Annotated in this window: 13 protein-coding genes and 4 tRNA genes; 8 read left to right on the plus strand and 9 right to left on the minus strand. The window is 60.9% G+C overall.

What is annotated here, in order from left to right:
- The first annotated feature begins 7 nt into the window (after positions 1-7).
- A complete protein-coding gene (rep, locus tag BN1133_RS10220) occupies positions 8-2,020 on the plus strand; it encodes a DNA helicase Rep (protein WP_050666429.1) in 2,013 nt (670 codons plus the stop codon).
- Here rep and BN1133_RS10225 read toward each other — a convergent pair.
- From BN1133_RS10225 to BN1133_RS10245, 5 genes are all read right to left on the minus strand, one after another.
- Complete coding sequence (locus BN1133_RS10225) at positions 2,017-4,293, minus strand: putative bifunctional diguanylate cyclase/phosphodiesterase (RefSeq protein ID WP_050666430.1); 2,277 nt, start codon at positions 4,291-4,293, stop codon at positions 2,017-2,019. The two genes, rep and BN1133_RS10225, sit on opposite strands and share 4 nt — an antisense overlap.
- A gap of 85 nt (positions 4,294-4,378) precedes the next feature.
- Complete coding sequence (locus BN1133_RS10230) at positions 4,379-4,834, minus strand: c-type cytochrome (protein WP_050666431.1); 456 nt, start codon at positions 4,832-4,834, stop codon at positions 4,379-4,381.
- A 148-nt stretch (positions 4,835-4,982) separates the two neighbouring features.
- Positions 4,983-8,066, minus strand: a complete 3,084-nt coding sequence (locus BN1133_RS10235) for a multidrug efflux RND transporter permease subunit (RefSeq protein WP_050666432.1) — start codon at positions 8,064-8,066, stop codon at positions 4,983-4,985.
- Between the two features lie 15 nt (positions 8,067-8,081).
- Positions 8,082-9,215, minus strand: a complete 1,134-nt coding sequence (locus tag BN1133_RS10240; RefSeq protein WP_050666433.1) for an efflux RND transporter periplasmic adaptor subunit — start codon at positions 9,213-9,215, stop codon at positions 8,082-8,084.
- A 24-nt stretch (positions 9,216-9,239) separates the two neighbouring features.
- Complete coding sequence (locus tag BN1133_RS10245; RefSeq protein ID WP_050666434.1) at positions 9,240-9,797, minus strand: TetR/AcrR family transcriptional regulator; 558 nt, start codon at positions 9,795-9,797, stop codon at positions 9,240-9,242.
- 208 nt (positions 9,798-10,005) lie between these two features.
- On the opposite strand from BN1133_RS10245, the gene BN1133_RS10250 reads away from it, so the two are divergent.
- The 7 genes from BN1133_RS10250 (at position 10,006) to BN1133_RS10280 (ending at position 13,605) form a co-directional block, all read left to right on the plus strand.
- Positions 10,006-10,082, plus strand: a tRNA-Arg gene (locus BN1133_RS10250).
- A gap of 48 nt (positions 10,083-10,130) precedes the next feature.
- Positions 10,131-10,206 (plus strand) — tRNA-His (locus BN1133_RS10255).
- 19 nt (positions 10,207-10,225) lie between these two features.
- Positions 10,226-10,311: transfer RNA gene (locus BN1133_RS10260), tRNA-Leu, on the plus strand.
- Between the two features lie 47 nt (positions 10,312-10,358).
- Positions 10,359-10,435 (plus strand) — tRNA-Pro (locus tag BN1133_RS10265).
- A 177-nt stretch (positions 10,436-10,612) separates the two neighbouring features.
- Positions 10,613-12,490 carry a methyl-accepting chemotaxis protein gene (locus BN1133_RS10270; protein WP_050666435.1) on the plus strand — a complete coding sequence of 626 codons (1,878 nt, stop codon included), beginning with the start codon at positions 10,613-10,615 and terminating at the stop codon, positions 12,488-12,490.
- 102 nt (positions 12,491-12,592) lie between these two features.
- The gene (locus tag BN1133_RS10275; protein ID WP_050666436.1) at positions 12,593-13,066 is read left to right on the plus strand and encodes a ricin-type beta-trefoil lectin domain protein; all 474 of its coding nucleotides are present in this window, start codon (positions 12,593-12,595) and stop codon (positions 13,064-13,066) included.
- Positions 13,063-13,605, plus strand: a complete 543-nt coding sequence (locus tag BN1133_RS10280; RefSeq protein WP_231686259.1) for an RICIN domain-containing protein — start codon at positions 13,063-13,065, stop codon at positions 13,603-13,605. The genes BN1133_RS10275 and BN1133_RS10280 overlap by 4 nt, the downstream gene beginning before the upstream one ends.
- 34 nt (positions 13,606-13,639) lie before the next feature.
- Here the strand turns inward: BN1133_RS10280 and BN1133_RS10285 are convergent, their stop codons facing one another.
- The 4 genes from BN1133_RS10285 to trmH form a co-directional block, all read right to left on the minus strand.
- Positions 13,640-14,434, minus strand: a complete 795-nt coding sequence (locus BN1133_RS10285; RefSeq protein ID WP_050666465.1) for a Cof-type HAD-IIB family hydrolase — start codon at positions 14,432-14,434, stop codon at positions 13,640-13,642.
- A gap of 91 nt (positions 14,435-14,525) precedes the next feature.
- Positions 14,526-15,554 carry an alpha/beta fold hydrolase gene (locus BN1133_RS10290; RefSeq protein WP_050666437.1) on the minus strand — a complete coding sequence of 343 codons (1,029 nt, stop codon included), beginning with the start codon at positions 15,552-15,554 and terminating at the stop codon, positions 14,526-14,528.
- Complete coding sequence (locus BN1133_RS10295; protein ID WP_050666438.1) at positions 15,551-16,213, minus strand: CatB-related O-acetyltransferase; 663 nt, start codon at positions 16,211-16,213, stop codon at positions 15,551-15,553. Before BN1133_RS10295 ends, BN1133_RS10290 begins: the two co-directional genes overlap by 4 nt.
- Positions 16,213-16,944 carry a tRNA (guanosine(18)-2'-O)-methyltransferase TrmH gene (gene trmH, locus BN1133_RS10300; protein ID WP_050666439.1) on the minus strand — a complete coding sequence of 244 codons (732 nt, stop codon included), beginning with the start codon at positions 16,942-16,944 and terminating at the stop codon, positions 16,213-16,215. Before trmH ends, BN1133_RS10295 begins: the two co-directional genes overlap by 1 nt.
- Positions 16,945-16,960: the final 16 nt, after the last annotated feature.

The raw sequence follows: 16,960 nt of genomic DNA on the forward strand, positions 1-16,960 counted from the left end.
GTCCTTCATGAAGCTCAACCCCAATCAGAACGAAGCGGTCAAGTACGTATCCGGCCCCTGCCTGGTGTTGGCGGGAGCCGGCTCCGGCAAGACGCGCGTCATCACCAACAAGATCGCCTACCTGGTACAGCAGTGTGGCTACAACGCCCGCAACATCGCCGCGGTGACCTTCACCAACAAGGCGGCCCGCGAGATGAAAGAGCGGGTGGGCCAAACCCTGGGCCGCAAGGAGGCGCGCGGCCTGATGGTCTCTACCTTCCATACCCTGGGGCTCGAGATCATCCGGCGCGAGCACAAGACCCTCAACCTCAAGGCCAACTTCTCCCTGTTCGACGACACGGATCAGCTGGCCCTGCTCAAAGAGCTGACCGAGGCCGAACTCGATAACGACAAGGAGAAGCTCGCGGCCCTCATTACCCAGATCTCGAACTGGAAGAACGATCTGGTGTTGCCGGCACGCGCCCTGCGCATCGCCCGCGGCCCGGACGAGGTGTTGATGGCCCAGCTCTACGAGCGCTATCACCGCCAGATGGTGGCCTACAACGCGCTGGATTTTGACGACCTCATATTGATGCCGACCCTGCTGCTCAAGATGAACGACGAGGTGCGCACCCGCTGGCAGGCCAAGATCCGCTACCTGCTGGTGGACGAATATCAGGACACCAACACCAGCCAGTACGAGCTGGTCAAACAGATCGTCGGCGAGCGGGCCCGCTTCACCGTGGTGGGGGACGACGACCAGTCGATCTACTCCTGGCGAGGGGCCAAGCCCCAGAACCTGGTGCTGCTGGGGGAGGACTTCCCCCATCTTCGCCTCATCAAGCTGGAGCAGAACTACCGCTCCAAGGGGCGCATCCTCAAGTGCGCCAACATACTGATCGCCAACAACCCCCACGTCTACGACAAGGCGCTCTTCTCCGAGCTCGACTACGGGGTGCCGGTGCGGGTGCTGTTTGCCAAGAACGAGGAGCACGAGGCGGAGCGGATCGCCGCCGAGCTGATGGGCCACAAGTTTATGAACCGCACCCGGTTCAAGGACTACGCCATCCTCTACCGGGGGAACCACCAGTCGCGCATCTTCGAGAAGGCGCTGATGACCAACCGCATCCCCTACAAGATCTCGGGGGGGACCTCGTTTTTCTCGCGCACCGAGATCAAGGACATCATGGCCTACCTCAAGCTGTTGGTGAATCCGGACGAGGACACGGCATTTCTGCGGGTGGTCAATCTGCCGCGCCGCGAGATCGGCCCCACTACCCTCGAAAAACTGGGCCAGTACGCCAACCAGCGCGGCAAGAGCCTGTTTGCCGCCAGCTTCGAGCTGGGGCTGGAGCAACACCTCTCGGGGCGCGGCCTGGTGGCCCTGCGCGCCTTCACCGAGTGGCTGGTGCGCCTCGGGGATAACGCCGTGCGCGGCAACCCGGTCGAGGCGGTGCGCGACATGATCAAGGAGATCCACTACGAGGAGTGGCTCTACGAGACCTCGCCCAGCCCCAAGGCGGCCGAGATGCGGATGCAGAACGTCTCGACCCTCTATCGCTGGATCACCGAGATGCTGGAAGGGGATGAGGTGGACGAGCCCATGACCCTGCCCCAGGTGGTTACTCGTCTCACCCTGCGCGACATGATGGAGCGCAATGAGGGGGAAGATGAGGTGGATCAGGTGCAGTTGATGACACTGCACGCCTCCAAGGGGTTGGAGTTCCCCTACGTCTTCATGGTCGGCATGGAGGAGGGGCTGCTGCCCCACCAGACCAGCATCGACGAGGACAATGTGGAGGAGGAACGGCGCCTGGCCTACGTGGGCATTACCCGGGCCCAGACCGAACTCACCTTCACCCTCTGCCGCGAGCGACGCCAGTTTGGCGAGACGGTGCGCCCGGAGCCGAGTCGCTTCCTGCTGGAGCTGCCGCAGGATGATATCCAGTGGGAGAATCAGAAGAAGGTGACCGCCGAGGAGCGGCAGATAAAGGGCCAGGTGGGGGTTGCCAACCTGCGTGCCTTGTTCAAGAAAGATTAGCGTTTAACCGGGATCGGTCGCCCCAGCAGGGGGGGAATATCGATGCCCTGCATGGGGGGGGCGATGAAGCGCCCCTGTCCCAGTTCACACCCCAGTTCGATCAGCTTCTGATACTCGGCCTGGTTCTCTATCCCTTCGACCACCAGATGGAACCCCAGATCCTGGCTGATATCGCGCATGGCACGGATCATCGCCAGATCCTTGGGCGATTGCAGCATACGGTGGGTGAAGCTGTCATCCACCTTGATGTAGTCCACCGGATAGTGGAACAGGGCGTTGAGGGAGGAGAAGCCGGTGCCGAAGTCATCCAGGCTGATCTGAATGCCCCTTGCCCGCAGTTCATGCAAGATGGTGAGGGTGTTGCCATCCTGCCGGGAAAGCTCCCGTTCGTTAAATTCGAACACCAGATAGCGAGGCGACAACCCGCTCTCCTGCACGATGGCCAGCAGCTGCTCGACCAGCTCGTGGTTGGCCAGATGCTTGCCCGACAGGTTGAGGGCCACCTTGAACTGGCTGGAGCCTATCTGGCCCAGCCAGTTGCTGAGTTGTTGGCAGGTATGACGCAGAATATGGCGATCCAGCTCGAGGATGAGACCGCATTGCTCGGCCAGGGGAATGAAGTCGAACGCATCCTTGAGCGCCCCCTCCGGGGTGAGCCAGCGAGCCATCACCTCCAGCCCTACCAGGCGGCTGTCCTTGAGGCGGATCAGAGGCTGAAAGTAGGGAATGATGCGCCGCTCGGCGAGCGCCTGCTTCAGCTCATACTCGGGTGACAGCCATGCTTGGCTGCTGCACTCTTCCGAGTAGACCACGATGCGATTGCGGCCGTTGCGTTTGGCCTGATACATGGCCAGATCCGCCTGATGCAGCAGCTGACTGATGTCGCTGGTCTGCTCCGTCACCATGGCGACACCGATGCTCATGCTGATTGGCAGTTCGTTGCCGAGGATATGGAAGGGAGTGGAGTGACGCTCTACCAGGCGGTTGAGCACCGGGTTGATATTGGCCTCGTCCATGCTGTTGTCGAGATAGATGACAAACTCGTCCCCCCCCAGTCGTGCCACCATGTCATTTTGACGAATGCAGGTACCCAGTCGCAGGGCAAACTCCTTCAATAGCAGGTCACCCACGTTGTGCCCCAGGCGATCGTTGACTGCCTTGAAGTGATCGATGTCGATAAAGATCAGGGTGAAGCCCGGACTCTTGTAGCGATGGAAGTGCTTCATGGACTGTTCCAGCCGGGTCATCAGGCAGGCCCGGTTGGGGAGGCGGGTGAGGGGATCGTGCAGGGCATCGAATTGCAGTTTCCGCTCCAGCTCCTGATGGCGTTTGAGCTGTTTTTGCAGCCTGAGATTCGCCTGACGCAGCTGGTGCAGGCGCTGGTTGAGGGTCTCTTCGCTGTTGTAGTCGACCAGTTGGTCACGGATCCGTTGCAGCTCCATCACCATAGTGAGCTGACCCTTGAGAAAGTCGACTAACAGCCGCTCGTCGGCACCAGGAGGCGCCCTGCTGCTGAGCATCAGGTGGGCGAAGTAGTTGCGTTGCAGTCGCAGTGGATGGCTACTCCAGAAGAGTCCCTGCCGCTCGGCCTCGACCGGATGGTTGCGGTGGCACAGAGCCATCAGCTCTGCATCCGAGTGTTCGCAACGCTCCGGATAGACGAGATCCACCCCTCTCTCCTCCAGATGTAGCAGAATGAAATCCTGTACGCTCAGGATGAAACGGGCGGCCGCATCGAGCTGGGCATAGAGCGCCTGGGGAGGCAGGGTGTTGGCCAGTCGCATGATGCGTGCCAGGCTCTCGACCTTCTGCTGCCAGTCCGGCTGGTGGTTGATGAAGGGGGAAGCCTCTTCACCCAAATGTGCGCCGGCCTGGGATTCGCTCAGGCGGTGGGCGAGGCACTCCAGCAGCAGATGCAGGGTGGGCTGTTCAGCCGGTTCGGTTTTTGCCAGCAGCCAGGTGATGGCGCCATTCTCGACCGGAAGCAGACACCAGCCCGCATCCTCCTTGAGGTGTAGCAAGGCCTCCATCATCCGCTCCGGGTCCGCCTTGACCTGTTCGCGCAGGGAGGGTGGAAGGCCAAATTCGTAAACCCACTTCAGCCCCGAACCACCATAGCCGAGCAGGGCAAACTGGCTCAGGGGGCAGTAGCCGGAGAGGTTGGCGCGCAGTTGGTCAAACTCGTTCGCCGTGGCTTGGGGCGGAAAGCTGAGAATAGAGGAGACCAGCGCCAGCAGTGGCGTGGTGTGGTGTGTGCCTTGGCTATCGATCATCAAGGGGGCCCTGGCCTGTAGACCCTATAAGCGTAGCCGGGCTCCCGGGAAGGGAAAGGGTCACCCGAGTGACCCTGTTCATGCTTTAGATCTTGTCCGTCATGTAGTGAATGGCGTTTTCGATCTCCTCATCGCTACAGGCAGCACAGGTGCCGCGCGCAGGCATGACACCGTGGCTGCCGGTGAAGCCTTCGATGGCGTGCTTGCGCAGGGTGTCGAAGCCCTGGGCGACGCGCGGCTCCCAGGCGGCCTTGTCACCACGCTTGGGGGCGCCGGCGGCTCCGGTGTCGTGGCAGGCGAAGCAGGCACCCTTGTAGACGGCTTCACCATCACGAGGGCCGGACGAGGCGGAGGTGGTCTGGGTGGCGGCCGGGGCTATGCCTTCCAGGTCCTGGGCAGAATAGACGCTGCCAACCGGTTTGGTGCGCTCGGCGATGGCCTCCGGTGACATATCCTGGGTGGCGGCAAGGGCCGCGGTAGAAAGGCTGGCGGCGGTGATGCCGACGACCAGCAGATGGCTCAGTTGTTTTAACACGCTCACATACTCCCAGCAGGCATTATTATCCCTAGAAACGGCGTGATTATAACCGAACAGTTACAGGCATTTAAACGCTTGTGTGTGAAGTGTTAAGCAATCTTGTCATTAAAAAAGGGGAGCGAATGCTCCCCTCTTGGTACCTGACCATTGGTCAGTGGCTTCCCGCCTTGGCCTTGGGCGGAATCGACTCGTCAAACTCCGGCAGGGGTTTGTGCTCCGAGGCCAGATAGGTGTAGATGACCGGCAGCACGAACAGGGTGAACAGGGTGCCGATGGCCAGCCCCGCGACGATGACGATACCGATGCTGAAGCGCTGGGCGGCGCCGGCGCCGGAGGCATAGAGCAGCGGGATGAGGCCGGCGATCATGGCGGCCGTGGTCATCAGGATGGGGCGCAGACGTACCTTGGCGGCGGCCATCACGGCCTCCATCCGGTTGCGGCCGTGCAGCAGCTGCTCCTCCTTGGCCACCTCGCAGATCAGGATGCCGTGCTTGGTAATCAGACCCACGAGCGTGATGAGGCCCACCTGGGAGTAGATGTTCATGGTTGCCGCCCCCCAGGCCAGGGCGATCAGGGCGCCACTGATGGCCAGCGGGACCGAGACCATGATGACCAGAGGATCGCGGGCCGATTCGAACTGGATTGCCAACACCAGGAAGATGATGGCCAGGGCCAGGGCGAAGGTGGCGTAAAGGGCACTACCTTCGGTGACGAACTGGCGGGCTTCACCCATATAGTCGTAACGGTAGCCCTTGGGCAACAGTTCGTCGGCCTTGCCATCGAGCCAACCGATAGCATCGCCCATGGTGGTCCCCGGCATCAGCACGGCACCAATGGTGGCCGAGTTGAGCTGGTTGAAGTGGGGCAGGGCGCGGGGCTCACCGACCACCTCGATGGAGATGAGGCTGCCAAGGGGAATGGACTGGCCATCGGCGGCCCGCACATAGTAGCCCTTGATCGACTCGGGGTTGAGGCGGTATTTACGCTCTACCTGCGGGATCACCTCATAGGAGCGGCCGTCCAGATCGATCCGGTTAACGTAGCCATCCGCCATCATGGTACCCAGCGTGATGCCAATGTCCTGCATGGTGATGCCGTAGGCGCCCGCCTTGTCCTTGTCGATCTTGATCTTCATGGTGGCGGAGTCGTAGTTCAGATCCAGGGTCGAGTAGACGAAGCGACCGCTCCCCTGCACCGCCGCCAGCATCTCGCTGGCCACCTGATAGAGGCTCTCGAAGTGATTCGGCGTGGTGATGACAAACTGCACCGGCAGGCCGCTCGAGGCGCCCGGCAGCTCGGGGAACTGGAAGGTGGTGATGGACATGCCGGGCACATCCTTGACCAGATGGGCGACCCGGTCCAATACCTCCTTCTGGCTGGCCTCACGTTGGCTCCAGGGCACCAGCGACGCGATGCCGAAGGCCTGGTTGGAGTCAAACACCCCGGAGAAGACTTGGGAGAAGGCCACTTCAGGTTGTTCGTCGAGCACCTTGTTGACCTGCTCCATGGTCCCCTGGATATAGTCCAGGTTGGCATTGGAGGGGGCTGTCCCCAGCACGGCCATGACCCCTTTGTCTTCACTGGGGGCCAGCTCGCTCGGAATGAACCTGAACAGCAGCGGCAGGCTGGCGAAGACGATGACGGCAAAGGTCAGGATCACGATGCGCTTGTGCATGATGGCGTGCAGCATGGCGTCATAGCGGGCCGTCATACGATCCAGCAGGTGATGCACCTTGCTCTCAAACTTGCCCGGGGCCTCGTTGGCCTTGAGCATCTTGGAGCACATCATGGGCGACAGGGTCAGGGCGATGATGCCAGAGACAAACACGGCGCCTGCCAGGGTCAGGGCGAACTCCTTGAACAGGGAGCCGGTGATCCCCCCCATCAGGGCGATAGGAGCATATACGGCTGCCAGGGTCAGTGTCATGGCGATGACCGGGACGGCGATCTCGCGGGTACCTATGATGGCGGCCCGGAAGGGATCCTCACCCTCTTTCACGTGACGATCCACGTTCTCCAGTACCACGATGGCATCATCCACCACCAGGCCGATGGCGAGCACCATGGCGAGCAGGGTCATCAGGTTGATGGAGAAGTCGAACATCTGCATCACCATCACCACGCCAATCAGGCTGAGGGGGATGGTGATGATGGGGATCAGCACGGCGCGGAAGGATCCGAGGAACAGGGTGATCACCACCAGTACGATGAGGGCCGCCTCGACGATGGTCTTGATAACCTCGTGGATCGACTCGTTGATCGCGACCGTGGAGTCGTAGAGAACGTTGGACTCCATGGTGCTTGGCATGTTGCGCTTGAGTTCCGGCAGCAGCTCCAGCACATCGTGGGCGATATTGATGGGGTTGGCGGTGGGAGCGGCGTTGATGGCCAGCACCACGGCCTCGCGACCGTTGGCGGTGGCCCGATAGACGTCGTGGCTCTTCTCCATGGTCACCTTGGCGATGTCAGCCAGGCGGATCACCTTGCTGTCACGGGTCGCGACCACCAGGCGCTTGAGCTCCTCTGTGTCGTTGACCTGGGTCTCGGCGTTGCCGTTGTAGAGGGTGAAGTAGCCGATGGCCTGACCGGTGGCAGACTGGTAGTTGTTGCTGTTGAGCACCCCCATCACATCGGCTGCCGTCAGGTTGAAGGCGGCCATCTTGGCCGGGTCGAGCCAGACCCGCAGGGCATACTTGGTCCCCCCGTACATATCGACCTTGGAGACGCCACCGACGGTGAAGAGCTGGGGTTTGATGACCCGCTCCAGATAGTCGGTGATTTGGCTGGCGTTGAGTTCGGGACTGGTGAAGCCGATGTAGAGCACCGCCGTGGTCGAACCGGTCGACATGGTGACCGAGGGGTCCTCAGACTCTTTCGGTAGCTGGGAGCGAACCGAGTTGACCTTGGCCAGAATATCGGAGAGGGCCGCATTCGGGTTGGTGTTGAGCTTCATGTAGGCGGTAATGGTCGAGCTGCCCAGCTGGGTCGACGAGGTCATGAAGTCGATGTTGTCTGCCTGGGCGATGGCCTGTTCCAGAGGCTGGGTGATAAAGCCCTGGATCAGATCCGCACTGGCACCGTAGTAACTGGTGCTGACCGTGACGACCGTATTGGTCATCTCGGGGTATTCGCGCACCTGCATCTTGAAGATGGCCTGCAAGCCCAGCAAGGCGATCAGGAAACTGATCGAGATGGCCAGGATAGGGCGCTTGATGAATATGTCGGTAAAACGCATCTGTCTCTCCGCGTGTTACAGCATGGGGGGTTGTGCGGGGACTGCGAGTCCCTTCTCGTCCACAATCTTCACTTTGGCGCCATTGCTCAGACGAACCTGGCCAGACATGACCACCTCATCACCGGCCTGGATGCCAGAGACCACGTGGGCATCGTTACCCTTGCGCTCGCTCACCTTGACCACGACCTGTTCGGCCCGCTTGACCTTGACCGTATTGCCATCCTTGTCTTGCTCCTCACTCTCGCGCACCACATAGACGTTTTCCCCATAGAGGGTGAAAGAGATGGCGGTCTGGGGCAGCACTATCTGTTGCTCGATGGCGGGCAACAGGATGCTGGCGCGGGCAAACATGCCAGAGCGCAACTGACCGTCGTTATTGGGGATGTCAGCCTGCACCTGGATCAGGCCGCTCTGATAGTTGACGGCGGGTTCGATGGCACTGATATGGCCCTTGAACTGGCGGCTCGGATAGGCATCGACGTTGATCAGGATAGGCTGCTGCAGGTGGATGCGGGAGATATCGGTCTGGGGCACGGTGAAGCGAAGACGCATCACGCTGGTATCCTCGAGACGCACTATGTCAGTCCCCGGCTGCAGATACTGGCCGAGGAAGACGTTGCGCAGGCCGACGACACCGGCAAACGGAGCGCGCACTTCGCGGCGGGCGATGGTGGATTTGAGGCTCTCGATGTCCGCCAGCAGCGACTTGTAGGTGGCCTCGGTATCATCGAGCTGATCCTGGGAGATAGAGCCCTTGGTCAGCAGGTTGCGATAACGCTCGTACTTGGCCTTGGCGGCCGGCAGTCTGGCCAGGGAGGCGCTCAGGTTGGCCTTCTCGACGCTGGCATCCAGGCTCAGCAGCAGCTGGTCGGCCTTGACGGTCTGACCCGACTCGAAGCTGATGGTGTCGATGGTTCCCGACTGCTCGGTGGTGAGGGTCACCCCCTGGTTGGGCTCGATAAAACCGATCGCCTCTATGGTCGGTACCCAGGCCTCTGTGGCAACCTTGTGTACCGTCACCGGGAATTCGGGTTCAGGCCGGTTGGCCATAAAGTTGGCAACCATCTTCTGCTTGAACAGATTGAAACCGATCACGCTGCCAAACAGGGCCCGCGCGATGAGCAACATGATGCCCATCCACTTTTTCATGAGCTCTCACTCCTGGGGGTTAAGTTAAGGAACCAAAATGGCTCGCCAGCTGGCGAGAATAATCGTATCTATCTGCTGTTCGTCCAGCGCAGAGACTTGCAGACGAGCCAGTTGGGCAATGTGTACCACCGAGTCCAGGCTCAAGGCGCTGAGCAGACGCGGGGGCAGGTCAATAAACAGGCCGGTCACGCGCCCCTGCTCGAAGAAGTCGAGAATGGGCTGCCACAGGTCCCACACATCCAGCTCGATCTCGGGGTAGTTGGGGGAGGCCTCGTATTGCGCCTTGCAACGCAGGGCGTCGGGGTCCTCGCTTAACACCCTGAACGCATTCAGCCAGAGGCGTCGATACTGCTCGAAAGGGGGCTGTGTCGGGTCATGATCGGCCAGAATGATCGCCAGCGCCTGGATATGAACGTGGCGATGCAGTTGGCGTAGCAGGTCATCCTTGTCGCTGAAATAGCGATAGATGGTACCGGTCGCCACGGCGGCCTGTTTTGCCACCATGGACATAGAGAGTCCGTGGAACCCCTTCTCTGCCAGCAGCTCCTGGGTTGCCTGAAAGATGCGTTCGCGTTTGTCCATGATGTCAGCTTTGAATGAACGTTCATTCATTCTAGGGGGGGAGTCAGGCAAGTCAAGCCGCAACCGGGGGCGACAAGAGGAATTTTTGGTCCCTTTGTCTAATGCTTGCGCATTATGTCTTAAAAATGGGCAGTCAGATGAAGGAGATAAAAAAAAGCTGGACAGGATGGGGGGGCATCATTAATATTGCGCCCCGTTCGACAGCGTGGCGCCCGTAGCTCAGCTGGATAGAGCGCTGCCCTCCGGAGGCAGAGGTCACAGGTTCGAATCCTGTCGGGCGCGCCATTAAGCGTGCCGCATAGCGGGTGCAGGAGTTGTCGAATAACAGCTGTGGTGGCTGTAGCTCAGTTGGTAGAGTCCCGGATTGTGATTCCGGTTGTCGTGGGTTCGAGTCCCATCAGCCACCCCATTAATTTGCTGTGCACAGTGCGAAGGTGGCGGAATTGGTAGACGCGCTAGCTTCAGGTGTTAGTGTCCCCCGGACGTGAGGGTTCAAGTCCCTCTCTTCGCACCATATTCTACGATTGACCCGAAAGGGTCTTTTTGTTTATCTGTCTTCATCGGTGATTAGCGCAGTCTGGTAGCGCATCTGGTTTGGGACCAGAGGGTCAGAGGTTCGAATCCTCTATCACCGACCACCTTGCATCAAACCGGCCTCAAGGGCCGGTTTTTTCGTTTTACCTTCTTCCTTACCTCCTGAGCCGTGGCCAGGGTCCCATGGGGGACCTGAACGGACATGGTTAAAATCTGTATTACGCTCAAAGAGGTTTTTGGCAAGCCATCTACCCGTTGCGCAGCAGACAAGGAAGTTCTCTATGAAGATGTCCCACAAAATAGGGCTGGCTGCCGCCGGCATCCTCTTTCTGGCCATCAGCACCCTCTCCTGGGTCCAGGTCAGCCAGGTCAAATCGACCATGAGTCATCAGGTGGCCTCTGATATCGGTGAAACCAGTGATGCCCTGGCCCGTCAGATAGAGAACTGGCTGGGGAGCAAGCTGGCTCTGATCGACATGATGGCGCAGCAAATCGATGGCGAGTTTACTCCGGCACGGATCCAGTCCACCTTCGATACCCCCTTGTTGAAGCAGGAGTTTTTGCTGATTTTCGGCGGGCTCGACAGCGACGGAAAGCGCATCACCAACGACAAGAGCTGGGATCCTGCCAATTGGGACGCAAGGCAGCGTCCCTGGTACGGGGTGGCCAAGGCGGCCAACCAGGCCGTTCTCACCGAGCCTTACCCGGATGCGGCCAGCGGTGAGATCCTCATCTCGGCGGTCGCCAAGCTGAGCGAAAAGGGGCAGTTCAAGGGGGCATTTGGTGGTGACCTCAGTTTGAAGACGGTCTCGGATGCCCTCAATACGGCCAGTTTCAACGGGGCCGGCTATGCCTTCCTGCTGGCGGGCAATGGCAATATCGTCTCCCATCCCGATAACCAGTGGAACGGGAAGAATTACACCGAGCTGCTGGGCAGTCGGGTTCCCCTCGAGAAAAACTTCACCACCATAGAGCACGATGGTCGAGAGCTGATGCTCTCGTTTACGCCCCTGAGCAACCTGAAAGGGATGGATTGGTATATCGGTGTCGTCCTCAATGCCGAGAAGGTCAATGCCGCCGCATCGGCGGTGCAGGCACGGGCTATGGTGGGGATTGTCATCGGGGTGTTGATAAGCCTGGTGCTGCTCGGGATGCTGACCAAGGCGCTGCTGCATCCCCTCGATGCCCTGAGCGGATCGCTGCAAGAGATGAACCGGGGTGAGGGCGACCTGACCCGACGTCTGCCGGATCGCAGCCAGGATGAGTTTGGCCTGGTGGCGCGGGAGTTTAATGGTTTTGTCGGTTATCTGCAGGAGCTCATCAGCGATGTGATGTTCAGTGCCAGCCAGATAAAGGGCAGCTGTCAGCAGACATCGGATGAGGCTTACATGGCCGCCGATCGCCTGCAACAGCAGTTGCAGGAGCTGGATCAGCTGGCCACGGCCATGAACCAGATGGCCTCGACGGCCAACGAGGTGGCCCAGCATGCCCAAGCGGCGGCCCATGCGGCCCATGCGGCCAACGAAGAGACGGAGCAAGGGGTCTCTGTGGTCTCTCGTTCAACCTCCGCCATTCAGCGCCTGGCCGACGAGATGGAGCAGACCGGAGCCGCCGTCAACGACCTGGCCCGTTTCAGCCAAAATATCGAGTCTATTCTTTCGGTCATCACCAGCATCGCCGAACAGACCAACCTGCTGGCCCTCAATGCGGCCATAGAAGCCGCCCGGGCCGGGGAGTCGGGCCGTGGTTTTGCCGTGGTCGCCGATGAGGTGCGTTCGCTGGCTTCACGTACCCAGCAGTCGACCCGGGAGATCCGCGAGATGATCGATCAGCTGCAGGTCGGGGTACGGCAGACGGAAGAGAAGATGCGGCAGAGCCGCGACATCGCCAGCCAGACTGCCCAGGACGCTCAGGAGGCCAACGAGGTGCTGGGCCGGATCCGCGATGCCATCAGCCAGATCAACGACATGAACCTGCAGATAGCCGCTGCCGCCGAGGAGCAGAGCTCGACCACCGAGGAGATAAACCGCAACACCACCAATATCCGCGACATCAGTCAGGAGGTGTCGCAGGGGGCCGAGCAGCAGGCACAGCACTGCCTCGAGATGCGTGGTCAGATCGATCAACAGCTGGCCTTGCTGGGACGTTTCAGGGTCTAGACGGTCACGTTTGTTTACATTTCCCCCCTTGGCCACGAGGGGGGACATGATATAACTCAGGCTTTCCGGCATCGGAGCCGGCGTCGTTCAGGCTTGATAATAATGACCCATACCACTCTTCGCTCCGGGATGAGCCTCGGCTCGACCCTCCTGCTGGCGGCTTGCTCCTGGCAGCCCCCGACTCAGGATCTGATCAACCCCTATCTGCACCAAGGCGATGTGGCCGCACCATCGGGGCCTAGCGTGCTTACCAGTAGCGGCTTCTGCCTAGAGCCACAGCCCCTGGGGGGGGTGGTGACCCGCCCCTGTCGTGATCAGCAGGGCGAGCAGTTGGTCTGGTGGCAGGGACGTCTGCGCAGCGGCGGCTACTGTCTCGGTCAGGGCGGAGGAGGGCTGCAGCTGGCAGGATGTGATGAGGCACTGCGCTGGGTTTGGCGCCTCGGTAGCCTGCAGGATTCCGATTCCAAACTGTGCCTCGATGTGGCCGGTAATCGCCATCGGGCGGGCACGCCCCTGCGTCTGGCCGACTGCTACGGCGGTGCCAATCAAAGCTTTTCGCTCGGGGAGGCAGGATGAAGCGCCCCTCTCCTCTGATCGTCGCCTGCCTCTCCCTCTCTCTGGGAGGGTGCCAGAGCCTGGATGGCAACGACCTCCTGCTGGGGGCCGTGGTGATTGGCGCCATAGGTGCGGCCGCCTACTACGACCACAAGCAGGAGAAGAAGGAGCGCCGCAATCGGGAAGAGAAGGGCGGTCAACTGTTGGCGAGCAGCGGCAAATGTCTCGACATTGCGGGTGGCATCCGTAATGGCAACCGCCTGCAACTCTGGGATTGCCACGGGGGTGACAATCAGCGCTTTCGCCTCGATGGTGACAGGGTGAGGATTGGCGACAAGTGCCTGGATGTCTCGGGTAACGACAGGGATCCGGGGGCCCGGGTCATTGCCTGGGATTGTCACGGTGGCAGCAACCAACAGTGGCGCTGGGAGCGTGGCCGCCTCGTCAGCCGCAACAGTGGCCTCTGCCTGGATGTCGAGCGGGGGCGTTCGGAAAGCGGCACGCCTGTGCTCCTGTGGACCTGCCACGGCGGTGACAACCAACGCTTTCGTTGGCAGTAAACAAAACGGGAACCCTGGGTTCCCGTTTGCGATCTCACAGGGCGAAACAGCGTTCCAGATAGTGGGCCACGCCATCCTCATCCGAGGTGAGGGTACGCTGGTGGTCGGGCAGGGCCTGCAGCAGGCGGTCATGGGCGTTACCCATGACCACGCCGTGGCCGACCATGCTCAGCATCTCGAAGTCATTCATGCCGTCGCCGAAGGCGATGGCCTGCTCCAGCGCCAGGCCGTTCTTGGCCAGCACTGCACGTACCGCGCTTCCCTTGTTCACCTCACCGTGCATCACCTCCAGGCAATCCGGCAGGGAGAAGGTGATGTTGAGGCTATCCTGGTAGCGGGCCTTGAGCTGCTGCTCGATGGTGAGCAGCTTCTGGTGGTCGCCGATGTAAAAGACCTTGTTGATCTTGTCCATGGGGTGGGTGGCAAATTCAACCTTGCGGTAGGTAAAACCCGACTCGGAGTGGAACTGCAGCAGCCAGGGCATCTCCTCCTCGACCAGCCACTCCTCCCCGTAGTAGACATTGAGATGAATGGCAGGGTCCCGTGCCAGTGTGACCAGCTCGCGAGCCGTCTCGTCGGCGATGGTTTGGTTGAAAACCAGGCGGTTGCTGGGGTCGTGAACCACGGCACCGTTGGAGGTGATGAGGTCGATGTCGAGGCCCAGGGTATCGCGGATATGGCGTACGTCCACATAGTGGCGGCCGGTCGCCATCACAAACTTGACCCCTTGCTGCACCAGGCGATGCAAGGTGTCGCGGGTGCGGGCCGAGATCTGGTGGGCGCCGTTAAGCAGGGTTCCGTCGAGATCGGATACAACAACTTTATACATCATCACCTCGGGGTTACGAATGAAAGCGGGAGCAGTGTACAGCACCTGCTCCCGCCACCCCATTTATTTAGCAGCCCAAAAAATAGCCGACTCAGTAGCGTTCAAGGAATGCGAGAGCTGCCTGCAGCGCCGGTTGGCGCTGTGCATCCTGCTCGATGAAGAGCTCATGCCAGGCCCCCTCGATACGCATCGGCTTGCCTCCCTCGCAGGGCGCCGCGAGGCAGAAGGCATCCTGAGCGGAATTATCCACCACGCTGTCCTCGCCCGCCTGCAGCAGCAGAAGCGGCGTCTTGATCTGCGCCGCCTCGGCGATGATCTGCTCACCGGCCAGGATCCCTTCACGGATCCAGTGGGCGGTGGCGCCGCCCAGCTTCACCTCGGGGGTTCGCTCGTACTGCTCCCGAAACAGCTGATAGCGCCGGGGGCTATGGGTCAGCTCGTTGTCGGCGAAGCCATGATCGGCATAAGGTCCCTGGCCGGGGCCATAAGGGGGCTCGCCAAACCAGCCACCGACCGTGTCCATGGTGCTCGCCAGCCCCTTGGCCAGCCAGGCTGGCAGGCCGCCGAGGTTGATGCCCATCATGGGGGAGGAGAGCACGGCGGCCTGGATGTCGTCAGGCCAGCGTTCCAGATAGCGTGCCGAAATGGCGCCCCCCATGGAGTGAGCCAGGATAAACACCTTGGCCGGTTTGTCTTGCTCTACCACCCGGTCGTGAAAGGTCTTGAGATCATCCACATAGTCTTCGAAATGGGCCACATATCCCTTCTGCGGGTCCTGCAGCATCCGGCCCGAGCGCCCCTGACCTCGGTGGTCGACGAGATAGAGGCTGTAGCCCTGATTCCACAGGTCCAGGGCCAGCTCCTGATACTTGAGATAGGTTTCGACCCGGCCATTCACCACCATGATGGCCCGCTCACTGCCCGGGTGACGCAGCACGGCGTAGCGGATGGGCACCTGGTCCTTGCCGATAAACTCCCCCTCACGGGCATGTTGCTGCCAGAAGGCGGGTAAGAGGTCGCGGTGCAGTGCCTCGAGGTGCTCTTCGGTGCTCAGTGGTGCGGTCAAGGCGAATACTCCAGGGGTCAACAGGGCAAGGGTAAGCAGCCAGGCGGCCTTCATGATGCAATCTCCGTTTGCCAGATACGGTAAAGGGTCTCTATCTCCCCCGAGCAGAGCAGGGGCATGTGTTGTTTGAGCGTCTCGAGGGGCCAATCCCACCAGCTCATCTCCAGCAGCATGGCAATCTGCTCATCACCGAAGCGGCGGCGGATGGGCTGGGCCGGGTTGCCACCGACTATGGTGTAGGGGGCCACATCCCGGGTCACCACGGCGCGAGTGGCGATCACGGCGCCATCTCCTATGGTGATGCCCGGCATGATCATCGCCTCCGAGCCGATCCAGACGTCGTGGCCGATGCGGGTGTCTCCCTTGCGTTGAAAGCCACTTTTGACCCCGTCACCGAAGCGGGCCGCATCGAAGGGGAAGGTAGAAATCCAGTCCATGCGGTGGCCCTGATTGCCGGCGAGCAGGAAGCTGGCGCCCGAGCCGATGGAGCAGAACTTGCCGATGATGAGGCGGTCCACCTCACCCCATTGGCCGCTCTCCCAGGTGGTACGGGTCGAGCCATCGCCCAGCAGATAGCGGACACAGTGGTCCTCGAACGCTTTGCCGTGGTAGTAGCCGGAGTAGTAGCTGTACTCCCCCGCCTCGATATTGGGGTTGCTCAGGTGATCGCGAATCACCCGGGATTCGAGCCAACTGCCGAACGGGTTCTCCATTACTCCTCCAGGGACTCTTCCTCGTCGTCCAGATGCGTCCAGCTGTCGCGGGTCATCTGTACCTTCTGCCACCAGGCCTCGTCGGCCAGGATCTCACCCTCGGGGCCGAGTCGGGGGTAGGGAAGCTCTTTTTGTTTGCAGATCCTGGCGAAGATGGGATGTCCCCCTTCAAACAGGATGGCGTTCTGCTCTTCGGGATCCAGCGGGCAGCCGCGGGCGTAGCAGCCGGCCAGCTCCCGTTGGCGCTGCGCCTCATAGAGGATGGCGGCGGCGGCGACCGAGACATTGAGGGACTGCACCATGCCGACCATGGGCACCACGACATGGTGGTCGGCCAGGGCCAGCGCCTCGTCGGTGATGCCGAACTTCTCCTGGCCGAGCAGGATGGCGGTGGGTTTGGTGTAGTCGATGGCGCGAAAGTCTACCGAGCTCTCGGATAGGTGAGTGGCCAGGATTTGCATGCCACTGGCCTTGAGCTCGGCCACGGCGGTGTGAATGTCTTGATGCAGTTTCACATCGACCCAGTTCTGGCTGCCCCGCGCCGTGCCCTTGCGTTTGGCGATGCGCTTGCGCGGCCACACCGCATGTACCCTGTGAATGCCGATGGCATCGGCGGTGCGCACTATGGCGGCCAGGTTGTGGGGCTTGTGTACCTCTTCCAGGCAGACGGTGAGATCCAGCTGACGCATGGCCAGCATGTCGGTGATGCGCTTGAAGCGTTCGGGGGTCATGACTCTTCTCTTGTCT

The organism is Aeromonas schubertii, assembly GCF_000820105.1.
GTDB lineage: Bacteria > Pseudomonadota > Gammaproteobacteria > Enterobacterales > Aeromonadaceae > Aeromonas > Aeromonas schubertii.

What these genes read in the sequence shown, in the direction of transcription:
- BN1133_RS10290 (WP_050666437.1), bottom strand. Translation starts at nt 15,554, where the DNA reads ATGAAGGCCGCCTGGCTGCTTACCCTTGCCCTGTTGACCCCTGGAGTA.
- BN1133_RS10240 (WP_050666433.1), bottom strand. Translation starts at nt 9,215, where the DNA reads ATGAAAAAGTGGATGGGCATCATGTTGCTCATCGCGCGGGCCCTGTTT.
- rep (WP_050666429.1), top strand. Translation starts at nt 8, where the DNA reads ATGAAGCTCAACCCCAATCAGAACGAAGCGGTCAAGTACGTATCCGGC.
- BN1133_RS10245 (WP_050666434.1), bottom strand. Translation starts at nt 9,797, where the DNA reads ATGGACAAACGCGAACGCATCTTTCAGGCAACCCAGGAGCTGCTGGCA.
- BN1133_RS10275 (WP_050666436.1), top strand. Translation starts at nt 12,593, where the DNA reads ATGACCCATACCACTCTTCGCTCCGGGATGAGCCTCGGCTCGACCCTC.
- trmH (WP_050666439.1), bottom strand. Translation starts at nt 16,944, where the DNA reads ATGACCCCCGAACGCTTCAAGCGCATCACCGACATGCTGGCCATGCGT.
- BN1133_RS10270 (WP_050666435.1), top strand. Translation starts at nt 10,613, where the DNA reads ATGAAGATGTCCCACAAAATAGGGCTGGCTGCCGCCGGCATCCTCTTT.
- BN1133_RS10225 (WP_050666430.1), bottom strand. Translation starts at nt 4,293, where the DNA reads ATGATCGATAGCCAAGGCACACACCACACCACGCCACTGCTGGCGCTG.
- BN1133_RS10280 (WP_231686259.1), top strand. Translation starts at nt 13,063, where the DNA reads ATGAAGCGCCCCTCTCCTCTGATCGTCGCCTGCCTCTCCCTCTCTCTG.
- BN1133_RS10285 (WP_050666465.1), bottom strand. Translation starts at nt 14,434, where the DNA reads ATGTATAAAGTTGTTGTATCCGATCTCGACGGAACCCTGCTTAACGGC.
- BN1133_RS10295 (WP_050666438.1), bottom strand. Translation starts at nt 16,213, where the DNA reads ATGGAGAACCCGTTCGGCAGTTGGCTCGAATCCCGGGTGATTCGCGAT.
- BN1133_RS10235 (WP_050666432.1), bottom strand. Translation starts at nt 8,066, where the DNA reads ATGCGTTTTACCGACATATTCATCAAGCGCCCTATCCTGGCCATCTCG.